Below are 15,726 nucleotides of genomic sequence, written 5' to 3'. Positions count from 1 at the left end.
GAAGGTGTCGAGATGATCATGCCCGGCGACAATGCCGAGCTGAACGTCGAGCTGATCACCCCGATCGCCATGGACCAGGGCCTGCGCTTCGCCATCCGCGAAGGCGGCCGCACGGTCGGTGCCGGCGTTGTGTCGAAGATCACCGAGTAATCGGCGAACTCAAGTCAGCGTAACAGAGCGGCCCCCGGGGGAATCCCGGGGGCCGTTTTGCTGTGCGTGAACCCCGGGGCATCACCTGCCGGGGGAGAAGCAGGGTTAAGCCATCCCGCTCCGGTGTACCGGCTTGCGGGGCACCGACGGGCGGCCGCTTGGTTCGCGGTCTGAACGTCAGGGACCCCGTCACCATGCGACGCGCACTTCGTATCGGCCTGTTCATCGGCACCTTCCTCGGTGTGTCGGCCTGCGCGGTTCTACCCGATGCGGGTTCGCGGGTGGCCCATGGCGGTGTCGAGGCCGGCCGGATGCACTGATCGCCAAGGAAACCGTGGCGGAGGGGACCAAATGCCCCTATCATGGAGACTGCGGATGCCGAATGTTGCGCCGCGCCGGTTCCGACCCCCCTAGATGTTAGCCTTCGCCATCGCCGTTGTTCTGGCCCTCGTGGTGCTCAACGGCCTGTTCGCCATGACCGAGCTGGCGGTCGTCTCGTCCCGGAAGTCCAAACTGCAGGCGCGGGCCGAGCGCGGCGACAGGGGTGCGCGGGCCGCGCTCAAACTGGCCGAGGAGCCGACCCATTTCCTGTCTGCCGTGCAGGTCGGAATCACCCTGATCGGGATCGCCGCAGGTGCCTATGGCCAGGCGGCCATCGCCAGTGAGTTGAACCTGATCCTGTCCGGGGCCTTCCCGGTCATCGGCCACTGGGCCCAGGTGGTCTCGACCACCCTGGTCATCATCGCCATCACCTATGTCTCGGTGATCGTCGGCGAGCTGGTGCCCAAGCGGCTGGCGCTCATCTTCCCCGAGGCCATCGCCTCCAAGATGGCATCGCCGATCTCGACCGTGGCGATCGTGCTGAAGCCTTTCGTCGTGATCCTGACCGCCTCGACCTCGACCATCCTGAAACTGATGAATGTCCGGGATCGCGACGGCTCCGACGTGACCCAGGAAGAGGTCGAGACGATGATCGCCGAGGGCACGGCGTCGGGCCTGATCGAGCCCGAAGAGCAGACCATGATCGAAGAGATCCTGCGTCTGGGCGACCGCCCGATCCGCGTCGCCATGACGCCCCGGCATGAGGTGTTCTGGATCGCGTTGGACGATTCCGACGACATCCTGCGCAAGGAGATCCGGACCTGCCCCTATTCGCGCATCGTGGTGGCCCGCGAGAACGACGTCGATAACCCGCTGGGCGTGATCCACAAGAAGGACCTGCTCGACAGCCTGCTGGATAATGGCGAGTTCAATGTCGAGAAGCATATCCAGACCCCGGCCTTCATTCCGCAGTCGACCTCGGTGCTGAAGGCCCTGGAGATCATGAAGGCCTCCAAGGTCCATATGGCCTTCCTGGTTGATGAGTTCGGGGCCTTTGAAGGCGTGGTGACCGCGACCGATCTGCTCGAGATGATCGCCGGTGATTTCGACGAGGGCCACGATGACGCCGAGGTCAATGTGCGCCAGCGCGAGGACGGAAGCTGGCTGGTCGACGGCCAGACGGACATTGACGAACTGGCGGATGCCCTGGGCGAGGATTTCGGCGAGGCGGACGGTTTTCACACCATCGCCGGGCTTGTGCTGCACCAGCTGTCGCGGGTTCCGCATGAGGGCGAAGTCCTGCAACTGGGCCGGTTCGAGGTGGAGGTCATCGACATGGACGACCGCCGCATCGACAAACTTCTGTTCAAACAGCTGGTCAGGCCTGAGGACGAGGCCCGGGCCGTGGCGGAACAGTACGAGGATTAGGCCGGGTCTCTCCACTGCGCTTTGCGCGGTCGGCGTCTCCGGAAACGAAGTTCGGGGGAGGATGCGCTTGAAAACCCCCTCGCGGTCGGGCATACGCCGCGGTCTGGCGAAGCCGAGCGCGCCTGGGGGGAGACCCTCCGGCGCGTTATAGTTTTGTCCGGAACCTAGGAGTGTAGCTCAGCTGGTAGAGCATCGGTCTCCAAAACCGAGGGTCGTGGGTTCGAGTCCCTCCACTCCTGCCACTTTTCCCTGACGGGGCGGGTCCCCATCTGCACCGTCAGCACGTTGAAACGAGACCAGAAGACCATGGCCAAGGCCAAGAGCCCCTCGGGGCGCCGCACCCAGCCCGTCCAGCCGGCGATCGCCGGGAACGCCGTGGCGGCCGAAACGGCCGCGCCGAAGAAGCGCACCTCCATTCCGCAGTTCATCAGCCAGGTCCGCGCCGAGGGGCGCAAGATCGTCTGGCCGAGCCGCAAGGAAACCTGGATCACCTCGGTGATGGTTCTGATCATGGTCGTGATCGCCGCGATCTTCTTCTTCGTGGTCGACGCCGGTCTGTCTTTGGCCTCGCGCTTCATCCTCGCGATCGGCCAGTAGGAAACACGCCCCATGACCGATGCAGCCCCCGCCAAGTCTGCCGCCAATCCCCGGCACAAATGGTACATCGTCCACGCCTATTCGAATTTCGAGAAGAAGGTCGCCCAGCACCTGACCGATCAGGCGCGCCAGCAGGGCCTCGAGGACTGTTTCTCTGAAATCCTGGTGCCGACCGAGGACGTGGTCGAGATCCGCCGCGGCCGGAAGGTCAACTCCGAGCGCAAATTCTTCCCCGGCTATGTGCTGGTGAAGATGGAGATGACCGACGACGCCTATCACCTGGTCAAGAACACGCCGAAGGTCACGGGCTTCCTGGGCGCCGCGGGCGGCACCAAGCCGCTGCCGGTCTCGGAGCGTGAGGTCCAGAACATCATCGGCCAGGTGGAGGAGGGCGTCGAACGTCCGAAGCCCACCATCCGCTTCGACATCGGCGAGACCGTCAAGGTCATCGACGGACCCTTCGCCAGCTTCGAGGGCCAGGTCGAGAGCGTCGACGAGGACAACGCCCGCCTGCGCGTGGCCGTGTCCATCTTCGGCCGCCCGACCCCGGTCGATCTGGAATACAATCAGGTCGAAAAGAACGCGGGCTGATTTCGGACCGGTTCCCGTTTTCTGCAGCGGCGGCCTTCGGGCCGCCGTTTGCTTTTGCGGCGTCCTTTTGCTACACGCGCGCCTCGCTCTGAGGGGCGGTGCGGGTTCGCCCGCAGAAATCCGTGGGAGGCAGCCATGCCAGACCACGGCTCACCGGCCCTGATTGAGTTCAGGGCCATTACAGGAGAGACCAATGGCCAAGAAGATTCTGGGCTATATCAAACTGCAGGTGCCGGCCGGCAATGCCACGCCGTCACCCCCGATCGGGCCCGCCCTCGGTCAGCGCGGCGTCAACATCATGGGCTTCGTCAAGGAGTTCAACGCCCGGACCGAGAAGGAAGTCAAAGGCACGCCCCTGCCGACCGTGATCACGGTCTATCAGGACAAGAGCTTCACCTTCGTCACCAAGACCCCGCCCGCGACCCACTACATCAAACAGGCCGCAGGGATCACCTCGGGCTCGAAGATGACGGGCCGCGAAGTGGCCGGCAAGATCACGCGCGGCCAGCTGCGCGAGATCGCCGAGAAGAAGATGAAGGATCTGAACGCGAACGACCTGGACGCCGCGACCCGGATCATCGAAGGCTCGGCTCGCGCCATGGGCCTCAACGTCGTGGAGGGCTAAGCACATGGCCAAGCAAACCAAGCGCACCAAGGCCCGTACCGGCGACACCGTCGCCCTGATGGCGTTCAACGACGCCATCGCCGCGGTCAAATCCAACGCCACCGCCAAATTCGACGAGTCGATCGAGATCGCCGTCAACCTGGGCGTCGATCCGCGTCACGCTGACCAGCAGGTCCGCGGCGTGGTGAACCTGCCGTCGGGCACGGGCCGTGACGTCCGCGTCGCCGTCTTCGCCAAGGACGCCAAGGCGGCTGAGGCCCTCGCGGCCGGCGCCGACGTGGTGGGCGCCGAGGATCTGTACGAGAAGATCAACGGCGGCTTCATGGACTTCGACCGCGTCATCGCGTCCCCGGACATGATGGCCCTGGTCGGTCGTCTGGGTAAGGTGCTGGGCCCGCGCGGCCTGATGCCCAACCCCAAGGTCGGCACCGTGACCCCGAACGTCGCCCAGGCCGTCAAGGACGCCAAGGGCGGTGCGGTCGAGTTCCGCGTCGAGAAGGCCGGTATCGCCCATGGCGGCATCGGCAAGGCCTCCTTCACCCAGGAAGCCCTCGAAGCCAACGTGAAGGCCTATGTGGATGCCCTTCAGAAGGCCCGTCCGGCCGGCGCCAAGGGCACCTATGTCAAGCGCATCACCCTGTCCTCGACCATGGGACCGGGCTTCAAGGTCGACCCGGCGTCGCTGAACGCCTGACGTTCGGCCTGCCAGGCCAACAAGACTGCGGCGGCGGAGAGCGATCTCCGCCGCCGTTTTCGTTTGCAAGACTTGCTCCGATAACGGACGGTTCCTGCGATGATGAGTCCGTCGATCCGCACCCCGCCGGCCGAGCGCCGCCAGGTCGCCGCCCTGCCGTGGCGGCGGTGTGCGGAGGGGATCGAGATCCTGCTGGTCACCTCGCGAGAGACCCGTCGCTGGGTCACGCCCAAGGGCGGACGGATCGCCGGCAGGACCGATGCCCAGTCCGCCGCCCTGGAGGCGCTGGAGGAGGCGGGGGTCGAGGGGGTGATCACCGAGGCGCCGATCGGCTCCTTTCGCTATCTCAAGGTGCTGAAGCGTCGGGCGCCACGCTGGTGCGTGGTCGCGCTGTACGCACTGGAGGTGCGGGTCGAGCATCCGGTCTGGCATGAGCAGGCCGAGCGCGAGCGAGCCTGGATGACGGTCGAACAGGCGGCCGCCTGCGTCAGTGAGCCGGATCTCGCCGGGATCATTCGCGCCTGGCACCCGTGATCCGGGGTTGTCCCCGACGCGCAGCTGCGTGATCATGAACCAACGGGGGATTGAACATGCGTCTGATGATTGTCTGTCTGGCCACAGCGCTGGCTGCCACGACCCTGCCGGCGGTGCCGGTGGCCGCGCAGTCGAGCGGGCAGACCACGGCCGCGCCGTCCACCCGGAGCAGCGAGCTGGCGCGACAGTATCTGAACCTGATCATGACCGACCAGTTCGAGGGTGTGGTTCGCCAGATGCTGGGCACCGAGTTCGAGAACGACGCAGAGATGCAGGCCCTGCCGGAGGAGGACCGGCGCATGATCCTCAGCCTGACCGCCGAACTGACGGCTGACATGGTGCCGCAGATGATCACCGAGATGGTCCCGGTCTATGCCACCACCTTCACCGAGGAAGAACTGACCGCACTGGTCGCCTTCTATGACACCCCCCTGGGCCGTTCGATCGCCGGGAAGTCTATCGAGGTCATGCCGGAAGCCGACCGCGCCGTGATGAGCGTCGTGCCGCAACTGCTCGAGAAAATGGCCGGCCGGCTGTGCCAGCACTACGGCTGCTCGCCCGAGGAGCAGCGGGAGATGCTGGAGGGTATGCGCGAAGGCGCCGGGATGGCACCGGCGAGCGCTGAACGCAGCAAATAGTCACTCACGGGGCGCGGCCGGATGTCTGCAGGCGGTTGCGCCGGGGGGCGGGCATCCCCAAAAAGGCTGGCATGAACGCACCCTTCAAGACCCCCACCGATCCGCTCGACGCCCCTGTCTGGGACCTGACGGATCTCTATGCCTCACGCGAGGACGCCCGGATCGAGGCCGATCTCGAACGCACCCGCGGCATGGTCGATGCCCTGAATGCCCTGCAGGGACAGCTGGTCGCCGCGCGCGGCGAGCCGGCGGTGCTGGGCGAACGGCTGGGCCGGGCCGTGACCCTTTACGAACAGGCGTCCGACGTCCTCGGCGGGCTCGGGGCCTATGCCTTTCTGGCCGCCTCGACGAACCGCAATGACGCGGCTGCCCAAGGTTTCGAGGCGACGGTGCGCGAAAAGCTGACCGCGATCGCCACGCCGACGGTCTGGGTGACGCTGGAGGTCAACCAGCTGGAGGAGGCCGAGATCGAGGCGGCGTTGGTCGCCCATCCGGCGGCGGCGCGCTGGCGGCCCTGGCTGCGGCGCGTCCGGGCAATGAAGCCGCATGAGCTGTCCAGTGAGCTGGAGACCTTCCTGGCCGAGCGTGGCCCGATCAGCGCCCAGTGGCCGCGCCTGTTCGACGAGACGCTGGCGGCGATGCGGGTCAAGGCCGGCAAGGACGATCTGACCCTGTCCGAGGCGCTGAACCAGCTGTCGGATCCCAAGGCGGCGCGGCGCAAGGCGGCGGCCGAGGGGCTGAACGAGGCGCTGGCGGCGCGGACCCAGACCATGGCGCTGGTGTTGAATACGGTCGCGGCGGACAAGGCGCTGGAAGACAAATGGCGGGGCTTCAAACGCCCGGCGGATGCGCGCCACCTGTCCAATGAGGTGGACGGCGAGTCGGTCGATGCCATGGCCGAGGCCGTGGCTGCGGCCTATCCCCGGCTGTCGCACCGCTATTACGCCCTCAAGGCCCGGGCCATGGGCAAGGCGAAGCTGGACCAGTGGGATCGCAACGCCCCGATCGAGACCGGCGCGCCGCGCGGCTATGACTGGGCCGCCGGGAAGCAGCTGGTGCTGGAGAGTTTCGCCAATCTGGGGCCGGAGTTCGCGGACCGGGCCGGCGGCTTCTTCGACAGGCCCTGGATCGACGGCAAGGCGCGGCCGGGCAAACAGTCGGGGGCCTATGCCCATCCGGTGACCTCGGACCGCCACCCCTATGTCTTCCTGAACTGGATGGGGGAGCGGCGCGATGTCCTGACCCTGGCGCATGAGCTGGGGCATGGGGTGCATCAGACGCTGGCGGCGGGGCAGGGGAGCCTGCTGGCCGATACGCCCCTGACCCTGGCCGAGACGGCCTCGATCTTCGCTGAGGGGCTGACCTTCGACCGGTTGCTGGCCACGGCGCAGAAGGCCGAGCAGCGGGGCCTGCTGGCCGGGCGGATCGAGGACGGGCTGAACACTGTGGTGCGCCAGATCGCCTTCCATCGGTTCGAGACCCGCTTCCACGACGAGCGGGCCAAGGGCGAACTGGCGGTCGAGCGGATCGGCGAGCTGTTTCTCGAGGAGATGACGGCCTCGCTGGGCCCGGCGATCACCCTGAACCCCGGCTATGAGCATTGGTGGAGCTATGTCAGCCATTTCGTCCACTCGCCCTTCTATGTGTACGCCTATGCCTTCGGCGACCTGCTGGTGGCGGCCCTGATGGAGACGCGGGCGAAGGATCCGTCGGGGTTCACGCCGCTGTATCGGGAGCTGCTCGCGGGCGGGGGGTCGAAAGGATACGTCGAGGCGCTGGCGCCGTTCGGGCTGAACCCGCGCGATCCGGCCTTCTGGACGATCGGGACGAAGCGGCTGGAAGGTCTGATCGACCAGTTCGAGGCGGTGGTCTGACGACCGGCGTTGACGGGCCGGGTTGGACGCGCGAGCGTTCCACCATGCGCATCCTGATCCTCGCGGCGGCTCTCACCGCCCTCCCGCTTTCCGCTCACGCCCAGAGCCCGGCACCGGCACCATCGCCCGCCGTTCGCGCCATGGCCGCCGGATACAAGGCCCTGACGGTTTGCAGCGCCCTGAAGACGGCTGAGGCGGCGGGCGGGACGCGGACGCTGGCGAGCGTCGAGGCCAATGAGCTGGTCGGGGTCTATCCGGAGCTGGATGGGCTGGTGCGCGAGCTGCCGGTCGAGGTCGGCCCGGAACAGGTGTCCGTGGCCTGGGATGAGGCCATGCCGCCCCGGGTGGCGCTGTTCTGGCCCGGCCGGGGCTGTGTCATCATGCCGGTCGGCTGGTCGGGCGAGAGCCCCGGCATGTTCCCGCCCGGTGTGCGGGTGAACGCACCCCTGGCCACCGCCGCGCCTGACGGCAACGCCGCCCTGCTGAACGAAGCCGTCGAGGGCGCGTTCGAGGGGCGGTATGGCGAGGGCTCCAACACCACCGCCGTGCTGGTGCTGCAGGCGAACCGGATTGTCGCGGAGGACTATGCCGAAGGTTTCGGCATCGATACGCCGCAGCGCACCTGGTCGGTGGGCAAGTCGCTGGCGGGGACGATCATCGGTGCGGCGGTGCAGCGCGGCGAGGCGGATGTGAATGCGCCCGCAGCCATCGCCGACTGGAGCCGGGAAGGTGATCCGCGCGCGGCGATCACGCTGGACCAGCTGATGCGGATGGCCTCGGGCCTGACCAGCGATACGGCGGGCAACCGGACGGACGCCCTTTATTTCGGGGGTGTGGGGATCGATGAGCAGGCCCCGGCCTGGCCGCTGATCGCGCCGCCGGGAACGCGCTATCGCTATGCCAACAACGACACCCTGCTGGCGGTGATGGCGATCGCGCCGACGTTCGAGCGGCATCCGCCCGCTGACCTCTTCCGGCGTCTGGGCATGTATGACACCTGGGCCGAGACCGACTGGCGGGGGAACTACATGCTGTCCAGCCAGGTCTGGACCACGGCGCGGGATCTGGCCCGGTTCGGCCGGCTGTATCTGAACGACGGTGTGGTCGACGGTGAGCGCATCCTGCCCGAGGGCTGGCGCGATTACGTGTCCCGGCCGTCGGGGCCGCAGCCGACGGGCGAGCAGGGCTATGGCGCGACCTTCTGGCTGTTCAACCGGTCGCAGGGCATTCCGGCCGACGCCATCTCGGCCAACGGCAATCGCGGCCAGTATGTGATCATCGTGCCGAGCCGGAATATCGTCATTGTGCGCCGGGGCGAGGACCCTGCCGGGAAGCGGTTCGACCATATCGCCTTCACCCGCGACATCCTCGCCGCCCTCGACTGAGGGGGATTTGAGCCCGGCGTCTTGAGCGCGGCGCAAGGCTCGCTATAAGGACGCCACCTGCCGTTCCAGATTCCCGGACCCGATCATGGCCGACCCGCACCACGCTTCCGACTCCTACGTCCGCGGCTCGCAGGAGATCAGCGAGCAGGAAACCACGTTCGGTGCCTTCATGGGCATGACCAAATGGGGCTCGCTGGCGATCGCGGTCCTGCTGGTCTTCCTGACCCTGTGGTTCCAGCCGGGCGGCAGCCTGATGACGGCCTTCATCACGGGGGTGGTGCTGTCGGTGGTCGGCTTCTTCGTGCTGAAGTCCCCCAAGAAGCACTGACCTTGTGGCGCTAACGCGCACGACACGGTCGTGCGCTGCTTGAGCGCGGGCCTGCGCGAAGCTTCAGGCCGCGTCGGGTCGTGAAGGCGGAGCCTTCTGACCGCAGCCCGGCAACCCTGCCGCTTTGACGCGGCCTCCCGGATAAGCCTAACGTCGCTCTGTCGAGAGATGACGGAGGGATTCGCTTGGCTGTCGCCATCGCTGTGACCCGCGAACGCCGAGACGGCGAGACGCGCTGCGCCATAACCCCGGAAACGGTGAAGAAATTCGTCGCCATGGGCGCGACGGTGAAAGTCGAGGCCGGGACCGGTGCCGGGTCGTCCATTCCGGACGCGGACTATACCGCCGCCGGGGCGACCGTGGCCAAGGACACCAAGGCGGTGCTGTCGGGTGCCGACATCGTTCTGAAGGTGCGCGGGCCCACGGCGCAGGAGACCAGCGCATTGAAGCGGGGCGCGGTCGTGGTGGCGATGCTCGACGCCTGGCGCGAGAAGGAGACGGTCCAGGCGCTCGCCGGGGCCGGGGCCACGGCCTTTGCCATGGAGTTCGTGCCGCGGATTTCGCGCGCCCAGGTGATGGACGCCCTGTCGTCCCAGGCCAACCTCGCCGGCTATCGCGCCGTGATCGAGGCGGCATACGCCTACGGCAAGGGCTTTCCGATGATGATGACGGCGGCGGGCACGGTGGCGCCGGCCAAGGTCTTCATCATGGGCGTCGGTGTGGCGGGCCTGCAGGCCATCGCCACGGCGCGGCGGCTGGGGGCGGTGGTCACGGCCACCGATGTCCGCCCCGCCACCAAGGAGCAGGTGGAATCGCTGGGTGCCAAATTCCTCGCCGTCGAGGACGAGGAGTTCAAGAACGCCCAGACCGCCGGCGGCTATGCCAAGCCGATGAGCGCCGAATACCAGGCCAAACAGGCGGCCCTGACCGGCGAACACATCAAGAAGCAGGACATCGTCATCACCACCGCCCTGATCCCCGGCCGCGCCGCGCCGGTGCTGGTCAGCGCGGCCCAGGTGGCGACGATGAAGCCGGGCTCGGTGCTGATCGATCTGGCCGTGGAAGCGGGCGGCAATGTCGAGGGGGCCAGGGCCGGGGAGGTGGTCACCACGGCGAATGGTGTTCAGATCGTCGGCCATACCAATCTGCCGGGGCGGATCGCGGCGGATGCGTCATCGCTCTACGCCAAGAACCTGGTCGCCTTCGTCGGGCTGATGATCAAGGACGGGGCGCTGGCGCTGGATCTGGAGGATGAGATCCTGAAGGCGGCGGTGGTGACCCACGGCGGGGCCGTGGTGCATGAGGGGGTGAGGGGGTGAAAGCGCTCAACCATCCATTCCACCTGCTCGCTGTAATCGCTGGTGCCGCAGCGGTTGCGGTCGCCGTTTGGCGCGTCGAGGCTTCGGGCATCATAAACTTCGCTGGCTATGCGGGCGGACTGGTCGCCCTCCTTGCTGCGGTCGATCTCGCTCGCAAGCTAGGACTTGAACCGAAGGACGATCCGGCTCGACGTGATCGCGGGGAAACGAGCTGATGGAACACGTCGGGTCGCTCCGCGCGTCTCCCTTCCCCCTCGACGGGGGAAGGGTCGGGGTTGGGGGTGTGTGCGCCGGTTTTGCCGAAGATGGCGACAAAGGCTTCGACGGCGCCTCACGCGGCATCACTCCCGACGCCGGCGCGAGCACCCCCTCCCAACCCTCCCCCGTCGAGGGGGAGGGCTTTTCGCGGTTCGGCCGGACGGATCAGGCTTCGGGCAGGATGGTGCTTGAGGGGGTGCGGGGGTGATCTCTTCCCGTCTGAGAAGCGTCCTGTCGGCATTTGCGATGTTCGTCATCATCGGCGGACCGATCTTTGGCCTGTTTGCGCTCGTGGTCGGATTTGTCCAGGACAGCTCAGGACCGGCTTTCGGGCGAGCGCTCCTGAATGTCGCGCCCATGGTTTTCAGCAGCGTCCTGACCGGAGGCGCATTACGAATCCTCGTCAGCATAGACGCGCGGTTGGAAGCGAAGGCCTGACGATGGAGCACGTCGATCCCAACATCTTCCGCGCGTCTCCCTTCCCCCTCGACGGGGGAAGGGTCGGGGTTGGGGGTGTGTGCGCCGGTTTTGCCGAAGATGGCGACAAAGGCTTCGACGGCGCCTCCCGCACCGTGACCGCCGACGCCGGCGCGAACACCCCCTCCCAACCCTCCCCCGTCGAGGGGGAGGGCTTTTCGCGGTTCGGCCGGACGGATCGGGTTTCGGGCAGGATGGTGCGTCGGGCGCGAAACCTGCGGGCGCAGCCGACGTGGACGGAGGCCAGGCTCTGGGAGCGGTTGCGTCAGCTTCCCGTGCGCTTCAGACGCCAGGCACCGATGGGACAATACGTTGTCGATTTCGTCTGCCACCGCGCCAACCTTGTGATCGAGGTCGACGGCGGCGTGCATCAGCGTCCTGACGTCGCCGTCCGCGACCTCGCACGAGACGCCTGGCTGATCAGCCAAGGCTACACTGTCCTCCGGTTTACGACGCAGCAGGTCGAGAATGACATTGACGGCGTCGTCCGGGACATTCGGAATGCGGCTTCCAACCGCCTGAGACAGGTCATCTGATGGAACACGTCGACCCCACTATCTTCCGCCTCGCCATCTTCGTGCTGGCGATCTTCGTCGGCTACTATGTCGTCTGGTCCGTCACGCCGGCCCTGCACACGCCGCTGATGGCGGTGACCAATGCCATTTCGTCGGTGATCGTGGTCGGCGGGCTGATCGCGGCGGCGGCTTTCAGCGGTGACGCGGGGCCGAACGGGTGGATCGCCAAGGGGGCCGGCCTGCTGGCGGTGGCCCTGGCCAGCGTCAACATCTTCGGCGGCTTCATGGTCACCCGGCGCATGCTGGCGATGTACAAGAAGAAGGAACGGCCGGCCAAATGATCGATCAGGGTCTTGGTGCAGCCAGTCTGGTGGCCGCGGTGGCGGCCCTGTCGGTCTATCTGTGGATGGTGGTCCGGCGCGCCCAGATGATCCGGCTGCTGACCGGGCTGGGCCTGTTCCTGACGGGTCTGGCGCTGTTTCAGGGGCCGTCCATCCTCTCGGCCACGGACGGCGATCTGAATGTGCGGGTTGCGGTCGTGGCCCTGATCCTGGCGGTGGTGGTGCAGATCGGCTCGCTCCTGCAGACCCGGCCGAGCTGGACCGGGGCCGATCGCCGCTCGGAGGTCGGCCCGCAGTGACCGCACCTCAGCCCGCTGAAATCGCCCTTGTCGGGGCCTGGATCGCGACCGGTCTGGGCCTCGGTCTGGTGGTCTGGAGCTGGGTGGGTGAAAAACACGCCATCCGCAAACTGCGTTTTCTCGACTGTGGCGTGGTGCTGCTGTTCGGCTCCATCCTGACGCGGATCATTACCGAGGAACGGGCGATGACCATGTGGGACTGGGCCATGCTCTTTGTCGGGCCGCTGTTTATCGCCGCGGCCCTGTGGCGACTGGGTCGAACCGCCTTGCCGCCGCCCGGACGACCAGATTGAGGGAAGACTGATCGAATGAACGCATCCTTCGCGGCCCTGGCCTATCTGGTCTCCGGCGTCCTGTTCATCCTCAGCCTGCGGGGGCTGTCGAGCCCGGAGTCGAGCCGGCAGGGCAATACCTTCGGCATGGTCGGCATGGCGCTGGCCGTGGGCGTGACCCTGCTGACGCTCTGGTCCACGGGCACGCTGGATACACTGACCCTCGGCCTTATCGCCGGTGCCGTGGTGATCGGCGGCGGGGCGGGGATGCTGATCGCCGGCCGCGTGCAGATGACCCAGATGCCGCAACTGGTGGCGGCCTTCCACAGCCTCGTCGGCATGGCCGCCTGTCTGGTGGCCATCGGGGCCGTCTATGCGCCCGAGAGCTTCGGCATCGCCACGGCGGACGGCGGCATCAAGACCCTGTCGATCATCGAACTGGCCCTCGGCGTGGCCATCGGGGCGGTGACCTTCACCGGCTCGGTCATCGCCTTCGCCAAGCTGAACGGAAACATGAGCGGGGCGCCGATCATCCTGCCGGCGCGGCACCTGATCAACATCGCCCTGGCCTGTGGTCTGGTCTTCCTGATCGGGATCATGATCGGCACCGGCGGGACAGCGGTCTGGGCCTTCTGGGGCATATTCGTGATCGCCCTGATCCTCGGTGCGACCCTGATCATCCCCATCGGCGGGGCCGACATGCCGGTGGTGGTGTCGATGCTCAACTCCTACTCCGGCTGGGCCGCGGCGGCGCTGGGCTTCACGCTCGAGAACATCGCCCTGATCATCACCGGGGCGCTGGTGGGCAGCTCGGGAGCGATCCTGAGCTACATCATGTGCAAGGGGATGAACCGCAGCTTCTTCAGCGTCATCCTGGGCGGTTTCGGTGGCGACAGCGGCCCGGCGGGCGAGGCCCATGTCGAGACCCGGCCGGTCAAACAGGGCAGCGCCGAGGACGCCGCCTTCATCATGAAGAACGCCTCCAAGGTCATCATCGTGCCCGGCTACGGCATGGCCGTGGCCCAGGCCCAGCATGCGCTGCGTGAAATGGCCGACAAGCTGAAGGAGGAGGGGGTCGAGGTGAAATACGCCATCCACCCCGTCGCCGGCCGCATGCCCGGCCACATGAACGTCCTGCTGGCCGAGGCCAATGTGCCCTATGACGAGGTGTTCGAGCTGGAGGACATCAACTCGGAGTTCAGCTCCTGCGACGTGGCCTTCGTCATCGGCGCCAATGACGTCACCAACCCGGCCGCCAAGACCGATCCGAAATCGCCGATCTACGGCATGCCGATCCTCGATGTGGAGAATGCGGGCACGGTGCTGTTCATCAAGCGCGGCATGGCGGCGGGCTATGCGGGCGTGGAGAACGAGCTGTTCTTCCGGGACAATACGATGATGCTGTTCGCGGATGCGAAGAAGATGGTCGAGGGGATTGTGAAGGCGCTTTAGTCGTTCGCGTCGAAGGTCTCGGCGCATGTAGCTACCGTCTTTATGTCCCCGATCCTGCAACTCCGGCCGCATTCGAAGGTGGGCGTACCACTATCACCCGCTTCAATCATCGCTCGCCGTCCCGGCGCATATGAGTGGGACTGAACGGCCTCCTGTCCAGCGAACCCGCACATCTCCCGGCCGAAGCCCGGTGTGATGACTGCAAAACCACCTGTGCCCGCCGGATAGACAAACAAGGTCCAATCCTTGGCATCACCACAGGAGGCGACGGAGGACCCAAGGATGAGGATCGCGGCAAAGAAATTGATTCTCACGCCACCGCGCTCTCGAACTTCAGCACTCCCGCTGCAGCCATGTCGGCGTGCAAAGCCTCGGGTGCCCAGTCGTAGCCGTTAGGCCAGGTCAGCCCCCCCATCTCGAGGAAGACGCGGTCAAAATAGTCGGGGTCTTTGAAGGGCTCGACCATGGGGCCCGTCTCGCGGGTCGCGAGTTCAGAGAAGTCCCATTCCCCGGCGAGACCGTCGCTGAACCACAGCTTGAGCCGGTAAGGGCCGATGCGCTCGAGCTTGTTCACATGTGGCAAGTCCATGGTTGCATCCATACCACAACCCACTCATCCCGGCGAAGGCCGGGAACCAGTTCTTTGGTTGATCGGTGGTGGCCCGTTTGCGTTTCCTCTTGTTCGGACACGCCGGCATCAAGCTGGACAGGACTGGGTCCCGGCCTCCGCCGGGATCAGCGGAGGGTAGGGTACTATCTGCCGTCCCCATATCCACCCTCTGCGTCACCCTGTCCGCCCTTTGCGACATTGCGTCCGGCCCTGTGAGCCGGCTGGCGCGTTATGGTCTTCGGGCGCGGTCCAGTGCGGCCGAAGCGCCTGAAAGACTGCTCCCATGGTCAACACCATCCTCGCCCCCGATGCCCGTGCTCTCGAAGAAGAGAAGGAGGCCCGGCCCGGGGTCCATTATCCGCCCCGGGGCTTTTCCGACCACTTCGCCCTGGGGTTCACCAGGCTGCTGCGGGTCTGTGCCGACACCTTCTTCGCCAAGCGGTACGGCCACCGCGCCATCGTGCTGGAGACGGTCGCGGCCGTGCCCGGCATGGTGGGGGCGACGCTGACGCATCTGCGCTGCCTGCGCGAGATGAAGGATGATGACGGCTGGATCCGCACCCTGATGGAGGAGGCGGAGAATGAGCGGATGCACCTGATGACCTTCATCGCGGTGGCCCAGCCGACCTGGTTCGAGCGGCTGGTGGTGCAGCTGGCCCAGGCGGTCTTCTACATCGGCTTCTTCGGCCTCTATCTGATCTCGGCGCGGACGGCGCACCGGGTGGTCGGCTATTTCGAGGAAGAGGCCGTGATCAGCTACACCCTGTATCTGAAGGAGATCGACGAGGGTCGGTCGCCCAATGTCCCGGCCCCGGCCATTGCCATCCACTACTGGAAGCTGCCGGCGGATGCGACGCTGCGCGATGTGGTGCTGAAGGTGCGGGCAGACGAGGCGCATCACCGCGACGTCAACCACGGCTTCGCCAGCACTCTGGCCAAGCTGCCGCCCAGCCCTGTACCGTCGGCCCCGTACCCGCCCCATGCCACGGAGCTGAGGGGCGCTGCCTGAGGGGAGGGG

20 protein-coding genes, 1 tRNA gene and 1 pseudogene are annotated in these 15,726 nt (G+C 66.5%); 21 read left to right on the top strand and 1 reads right to left on the bottom strand.

Translation table 11 applies throughout. The features are described 5' to 3' along the window. The 20 genes and pseudogenes from tuf to Q0053_RS12875 form a co-directional block, all read left to right on the top strand. Nucleotides 1–150, top strand: a pseudogene (gene tuf, locus Q0053_RS12970) (elongation factor Tu); the annotation flags it as partial. A gap of 194 nt (nt 151–344) precedes the next feature. After that, nucleotides 345–470, top strand: a complete 126-nt coding sequence (locus tag Q0053_RS12965) for a hypothetical protein (RefSeq protein ID WP_298100811.1) — start codon at nt 345–347, stop codon at nt 468–470. 94 nt (nt 471–564) lie between these two features. Then, entirely contained in the window at nt 565–1,899 is a 1,335-nt protein-coding gene (locus tag Q0053_RS12960; RefSeq protein WP_298100809.1) for a hemolysin family protein, read from the top strand. A 166-nt stretch (nt 1,900–2,065) separates the two neighbouring features. Continuing rightward, nucleotides 2,066–2,141, top strand: a tRNA-Trp gene (locus Q0053_RS12955). Between the two features lie 64 nt (nt 2,142–2,205). After that, a complete protein-coding gene (secE, locus tag Q0053_RS12950; RefSeq protein ID WP_298100807.1) occupies nt 2,206–2,496 on the top strand; it encodes a preprotein translocase subunit SecE in 291 nt (96 codons plus the stop codon). Between the two features lie 12 nt (nt 2,497–2,508). Continuing rightward, nucleotides 2,509–3,087 (top strand): transcription termination/antitermination protein NusG, encoded by a 579-nt coding sequence (gene nusG / locus Q0053_RS12945; protein ID WP_298100803.1) that lies wholly within the window; start codon nt 2,509–2,511, stop codon nt 3,085–3,087. Between the two features lie 193 nt (nt 3,088–3,280). Then, nucleotides 3,281–3,712 (top strand): 50S ribosomal protein L11, encoded by a 432-nt coding sequence (gene rplK / locus Q0053_RS12940; RefSeq protein ID WP_298100801.1) that lies wholly within the window; start codon nt 3,281–3,283, stop codon nt 3,710–3,712. Nucleotides 3,713–3,716: 4 nt separating this feature from the next. Further along, nucleotides 3,717–4,406, top strand: a complete 690-nt coding sequence (rplA, locus tag Q0053_RS12935; protein WP_298100800.1) for a 50S ribosomal protein L1 — start codon at nt 3,717–3,719, stop codon at nt 4,404–4,406. A gap of 102 nt (nt 4,407–4,508) precedes the next feature. Further along, entirely contained in the window at nt 4,509–4,940 is a 432-nt protein-coding gene (locus Q0053_RS12930; RefSeq protein ID WP_298100799.1) for an NUDIX hydrolase, read from the top strand. A 56-nt stretch (nt 4,941–4,996) separates the two neighbouring features. After that, a complete protein-coding gene (locus Q0053_RS12925; RefSeq protein WP_298100798.1) occupies nt 4,997–5,578 on the top strand; it encodes a DUF2059 domain-containing protein in 582 nt (193 codons plus the stop codon). A 71-nt stretch (nt 5,579–5,649) separates the two neighbouring features. Beyond that, a complete protein-coding gene (locus tag Q0053_RS12920) occupies nt 5,650–7,452 on the top strand; it encodes a M3 family oligoendopeptidase (RefSeq protein ID WP_298100797.1) in 1,803 nt (600 codons plus the stop codon). A 44-nt stretch (nt 7,453–7,496) separates the two neighbouring features. Continuing rightward, on the top strand, nt 7,497–8,837 hold the full coding sequence (locus tag Q0053_RS12915; RefSeq protein WP_298100795.1) for a serine hydrolase: 1,341 nt from the start codon (nt 7,497–7,499) through the stop codon (nt 8,835–8,837). 85 nt (nt 8,838–8,922) lie between these two features. Continuing rightward, nucleotides 8,923–9,165: an aa3-type cytochrome c oxidase subunit IV gene (locus Q0053_RS12910; RefSeq protein WP_298100793.1), complete on the top strand. Its 243-nt coding sequence runs from the start codon at nt 8,923–8,925 to the stop codon at nt 9,163–9,165. A 185-nt stretch (nt 9,166–9,350) separates the two neighbouring features. Next, nucleotides 9,351–10,484 carry a Re/Si-specific NAD(P)(+) transhydrogenase subunit alpha gene (locus Q0053_RS12905; RefSeq protein WP_298100791.1) on the top strand — a complete coding sequence of 378 codons (1,134 nt, stop codon included), beginning with the start codon at nt 9,351–9,353 and terminating at the stop codon, nt 10,482–10,484. A gap of 504 nt (nt 10,485–10,988) precedes the next feature. Beyond that, nucleotides 10,989–11,180: a hypothetical protein gene (locus Q0053_RS12900; protein WP_298100789.1), complete on the top strand. Its 192-nt coding sequence runs from the start codon at nt 10,989–10,991 to the stop codon at nt 11,178–11,180. A 2-nt stretch (nt 11,181–11,182) separates the two neighbouring features. Then, a complete protein-coding gene (locus Q0053_RS12895; RefSeq protein WP_298100787.1) occupies nt 11,183–11,755 on the top strand; it encodes an endonuclease domain-containing protein in 573 nt (190 codons plus the stop codon). Next, a complete protein-coding gene (locus tag Q0053_RS12890; protein ID WP_298100785.1) occupies nt 11,755–12,075 on the top strand; it encodes an NAD(P) transhydrogenase subunit alpha in 321 nt (106 codons plus the stop codon). Before Q0053_RS12895 ends, Q0053_RS12890 begins: the two co-directional genes overlap by 1 nt. Further along, complete coding sequence (locus tag Q0053_RS12885) at nt 12,072–12,374, top strand: hypothetical protein (RefSeq protein ID WP_298100783.1); 303 nt, start codon at nt 12,072–12,074, stop codon at nt 12,372–12,374. The genes Q0053_RS12890 and Q0053_RS12885 overlap by 4 nt, the downstream gene beginning before the upstream one ends. After that, a complete protein-coding gene (locus tag Q0053_RS12880; RefSeq protein WP_298100781.1) occupies nt 12,371–12,667 on the top strand; it encodes a hypothetical protein in 297 nt (98 codons plus the stop codon). Before Q0053_RS12885 ends, Q0053_RS12880 begins: the two co-directional genes overlap by 4 nt. A gap of 15 nt (nt 12,668–12,682) precedes the next feature. Further along, on the top strand, nt 12,683–14,098 hold the full coding sequence (locus Q0053_RS12875; protein WP_298100779.1) for an NAD(P)(+) transhydrogenase (Re/Si-specific) subunit beta: 1,416 nt from the start codon (nt 12,683–12,685) through the stop codon (nt 14,096–14,098). Nucleotides 14,099–14,408: 310 nt separating this feature from the next. Here the strand turns inward: Q0053_RS12875 and Q0053_RS12870 are convergent, their stop codons facing one another. Further along, entirely contained in the window at nt 14,409–14,687 is a 279-nt protein-coding gene (locus Q0053_RS12870) for a DUF2442 domain-containing protein (RefSeq protein ID WP_298100777.1), read from the bottom strand. 304 nt (nt 14,688–14,991) lie between these two features. Here Q0053_RS12870 and Q0053_RS12865 point away from each other — a divergent pair, with 304 nt between their 5' ends. After that, nucleotides 14,992–15,717 (top strand): alternative oxidase, encoded by a 726-nt coding sequence (locus Q0053_RS12865; RefSeq protein ID WP_298100775.1) that lies wholly within the window; start codon nt 14,992–14,994, stop codon nt 15,715–15,717. The last annotated feature ends 9 nt before the right edge of the window (nt 15,718–15,726 follow it).

The organism is Brevundimonas sp. (assembly GCF_027487935.1).
Classification (GTDB): Bacteria; Pseudomonadota; Alphaproteobacteria; order Caulobacterales; family Caulobacteraceae; genus Brevundimonas.
The sequence above is the reverse complement of the archived record's forward strand: the minus strand, read 5'-3'. Positions and strand labels throughout refer to the sequence as shown.

What these genes read in the sequence shown, in the direction of transcription:
- rplA (WP_298100800.1), top strand. Translation starts at nt 3,717, where the DNA reads ATGGCCAAGCAAACCAAGCGCACCAAGGCCCGTACCGGCGACACCGTC.
- rplK (WP_298100801.1), top strand. Translation starts at nt 3,281, where the DNA reads ATGGCCAAGAAGATTCTGGGCTATATCAAACTGCAGGTGCCGGCCGGC.
- Q0053_RS12910 (WP_298100793.1), top strand. Translation starts at nt 8,923, where the DNA reads ATGGCCGACCCGCACCACGCTTCCGACTCCTACGTCCGCGGCTCGCAG.
- nusG (WP_298100803.1), top strand. Translation starts at nt 2,509, where the DNA reads ATGACCGATGCAGCCCCCGCCAAGTCTGCCGCCAATCCCCGGCACAAA.
- Q0053_RS12875 (WP_298100779.1), top strand. Translation starts at nt 12,683, where the DNA reads ATGAACGCATCCTTCGCGGCCCTGGCCTATCTGGTCTCCGGCGTCCTG.
- Q0053_RS12920 (WP_298100797.1), top strand. Translation starts at nt 5,650, where the DNA reads ATGAACGCACCCTTCAAGACCCCCACCGATCCGCTCGACGCCCCTGTC.
- secE (WP_298100807.1), top strand. Translation starts at nt 2,206, where the DNA reads ATGGCCAAGGCCAAGAGCCCCTCGGGGCGCCGCACCCAGCCCGTCCAG.
- Q0053_RS12865 (WP_298100775.1), top strand. Translation starts at nt 14,992, where the DNA reads ATGGTCAACACCATCCTCGCCCCCGATGCCCGTGCTCTCGAAGAAGAG.
- Q0053_RS12900 (WP_298100789.1), top strand. Translation starts at nt 10,989, where the DNA reads ATGTTCGTCATCATCGGCGGACCGATCTTTGGCCTGTTTGCGCTCGTG.
- Q0053_RS12885 (WP_298100783.1), top strand. Translation starts at nt 12,072, where the DNA reads ATGATCGATCAGGGTCTTGGTGCAGCCAGTCTGGTGGCCGCGGTGGCG.
- Q0053_RS12960 (WP_298100809.1), top strand. Translation starts at nt 565, where the DNA reads ATGTTAGCCTTCGCCATCGCCGTTGTTCTGGCCCTCGTGGTGCTCAAC.
- Q0053_RS12915 (WP_298100795.1), top strand. Translation starts at nt 7,497, where the DNA reads ATGCGCATCCTGATCCTCGCGGCGGCTCTCACCGCCCTCCCGCTTTCC.
- Q0053_RS12895 (WP_298100787.1), top strand. Translation starts at nt 11,183, where the DNA reads ATGGAGCACGTCGATCCCAACATCTTCCGCGCGTCTCCCTTCCCCCTC.
- Q0053_RS12925 (WP_298100798.1), top strand. Translation starts at nt 4,997, where the DNA reads ATGCGTCTGATGATTGTCTGTCTGGCCACAGCGCTGGCTGCCACGACC.
- Q0053_RS12870 (WP_298100777.1), bottom strand. Translation starts at nt 14,687, where the DNA reads ATGGACTTGCCACATGTGAACAAGCTCGAGCGCATCGGCCCTTACCGG.
- Q0053_RS12965 (WP_298100811.1), top strand. Translation starts at nt 345, where the DNA reads ATGCGACGCGCACTTCGTATCGGCCTGTTCATCGGCACCTTCCTCGGT.
- Q0053_RS12890 (WP_298100785.1), top strand. Translation starts at nt 11,755, where the DNA reads ATGGAACACGTCGACCCCACTATCTTCCGCCTCGCCATCTTCGTGCTG.
- Q0053_RS12930 (WP_298100799.1), top strand. Translation starts at nt 4,509, where the DNA reads ATGAGTCCGTCGATCCGCACCCCGCCGGCCGAGCGCCGCCAGGTCGCC.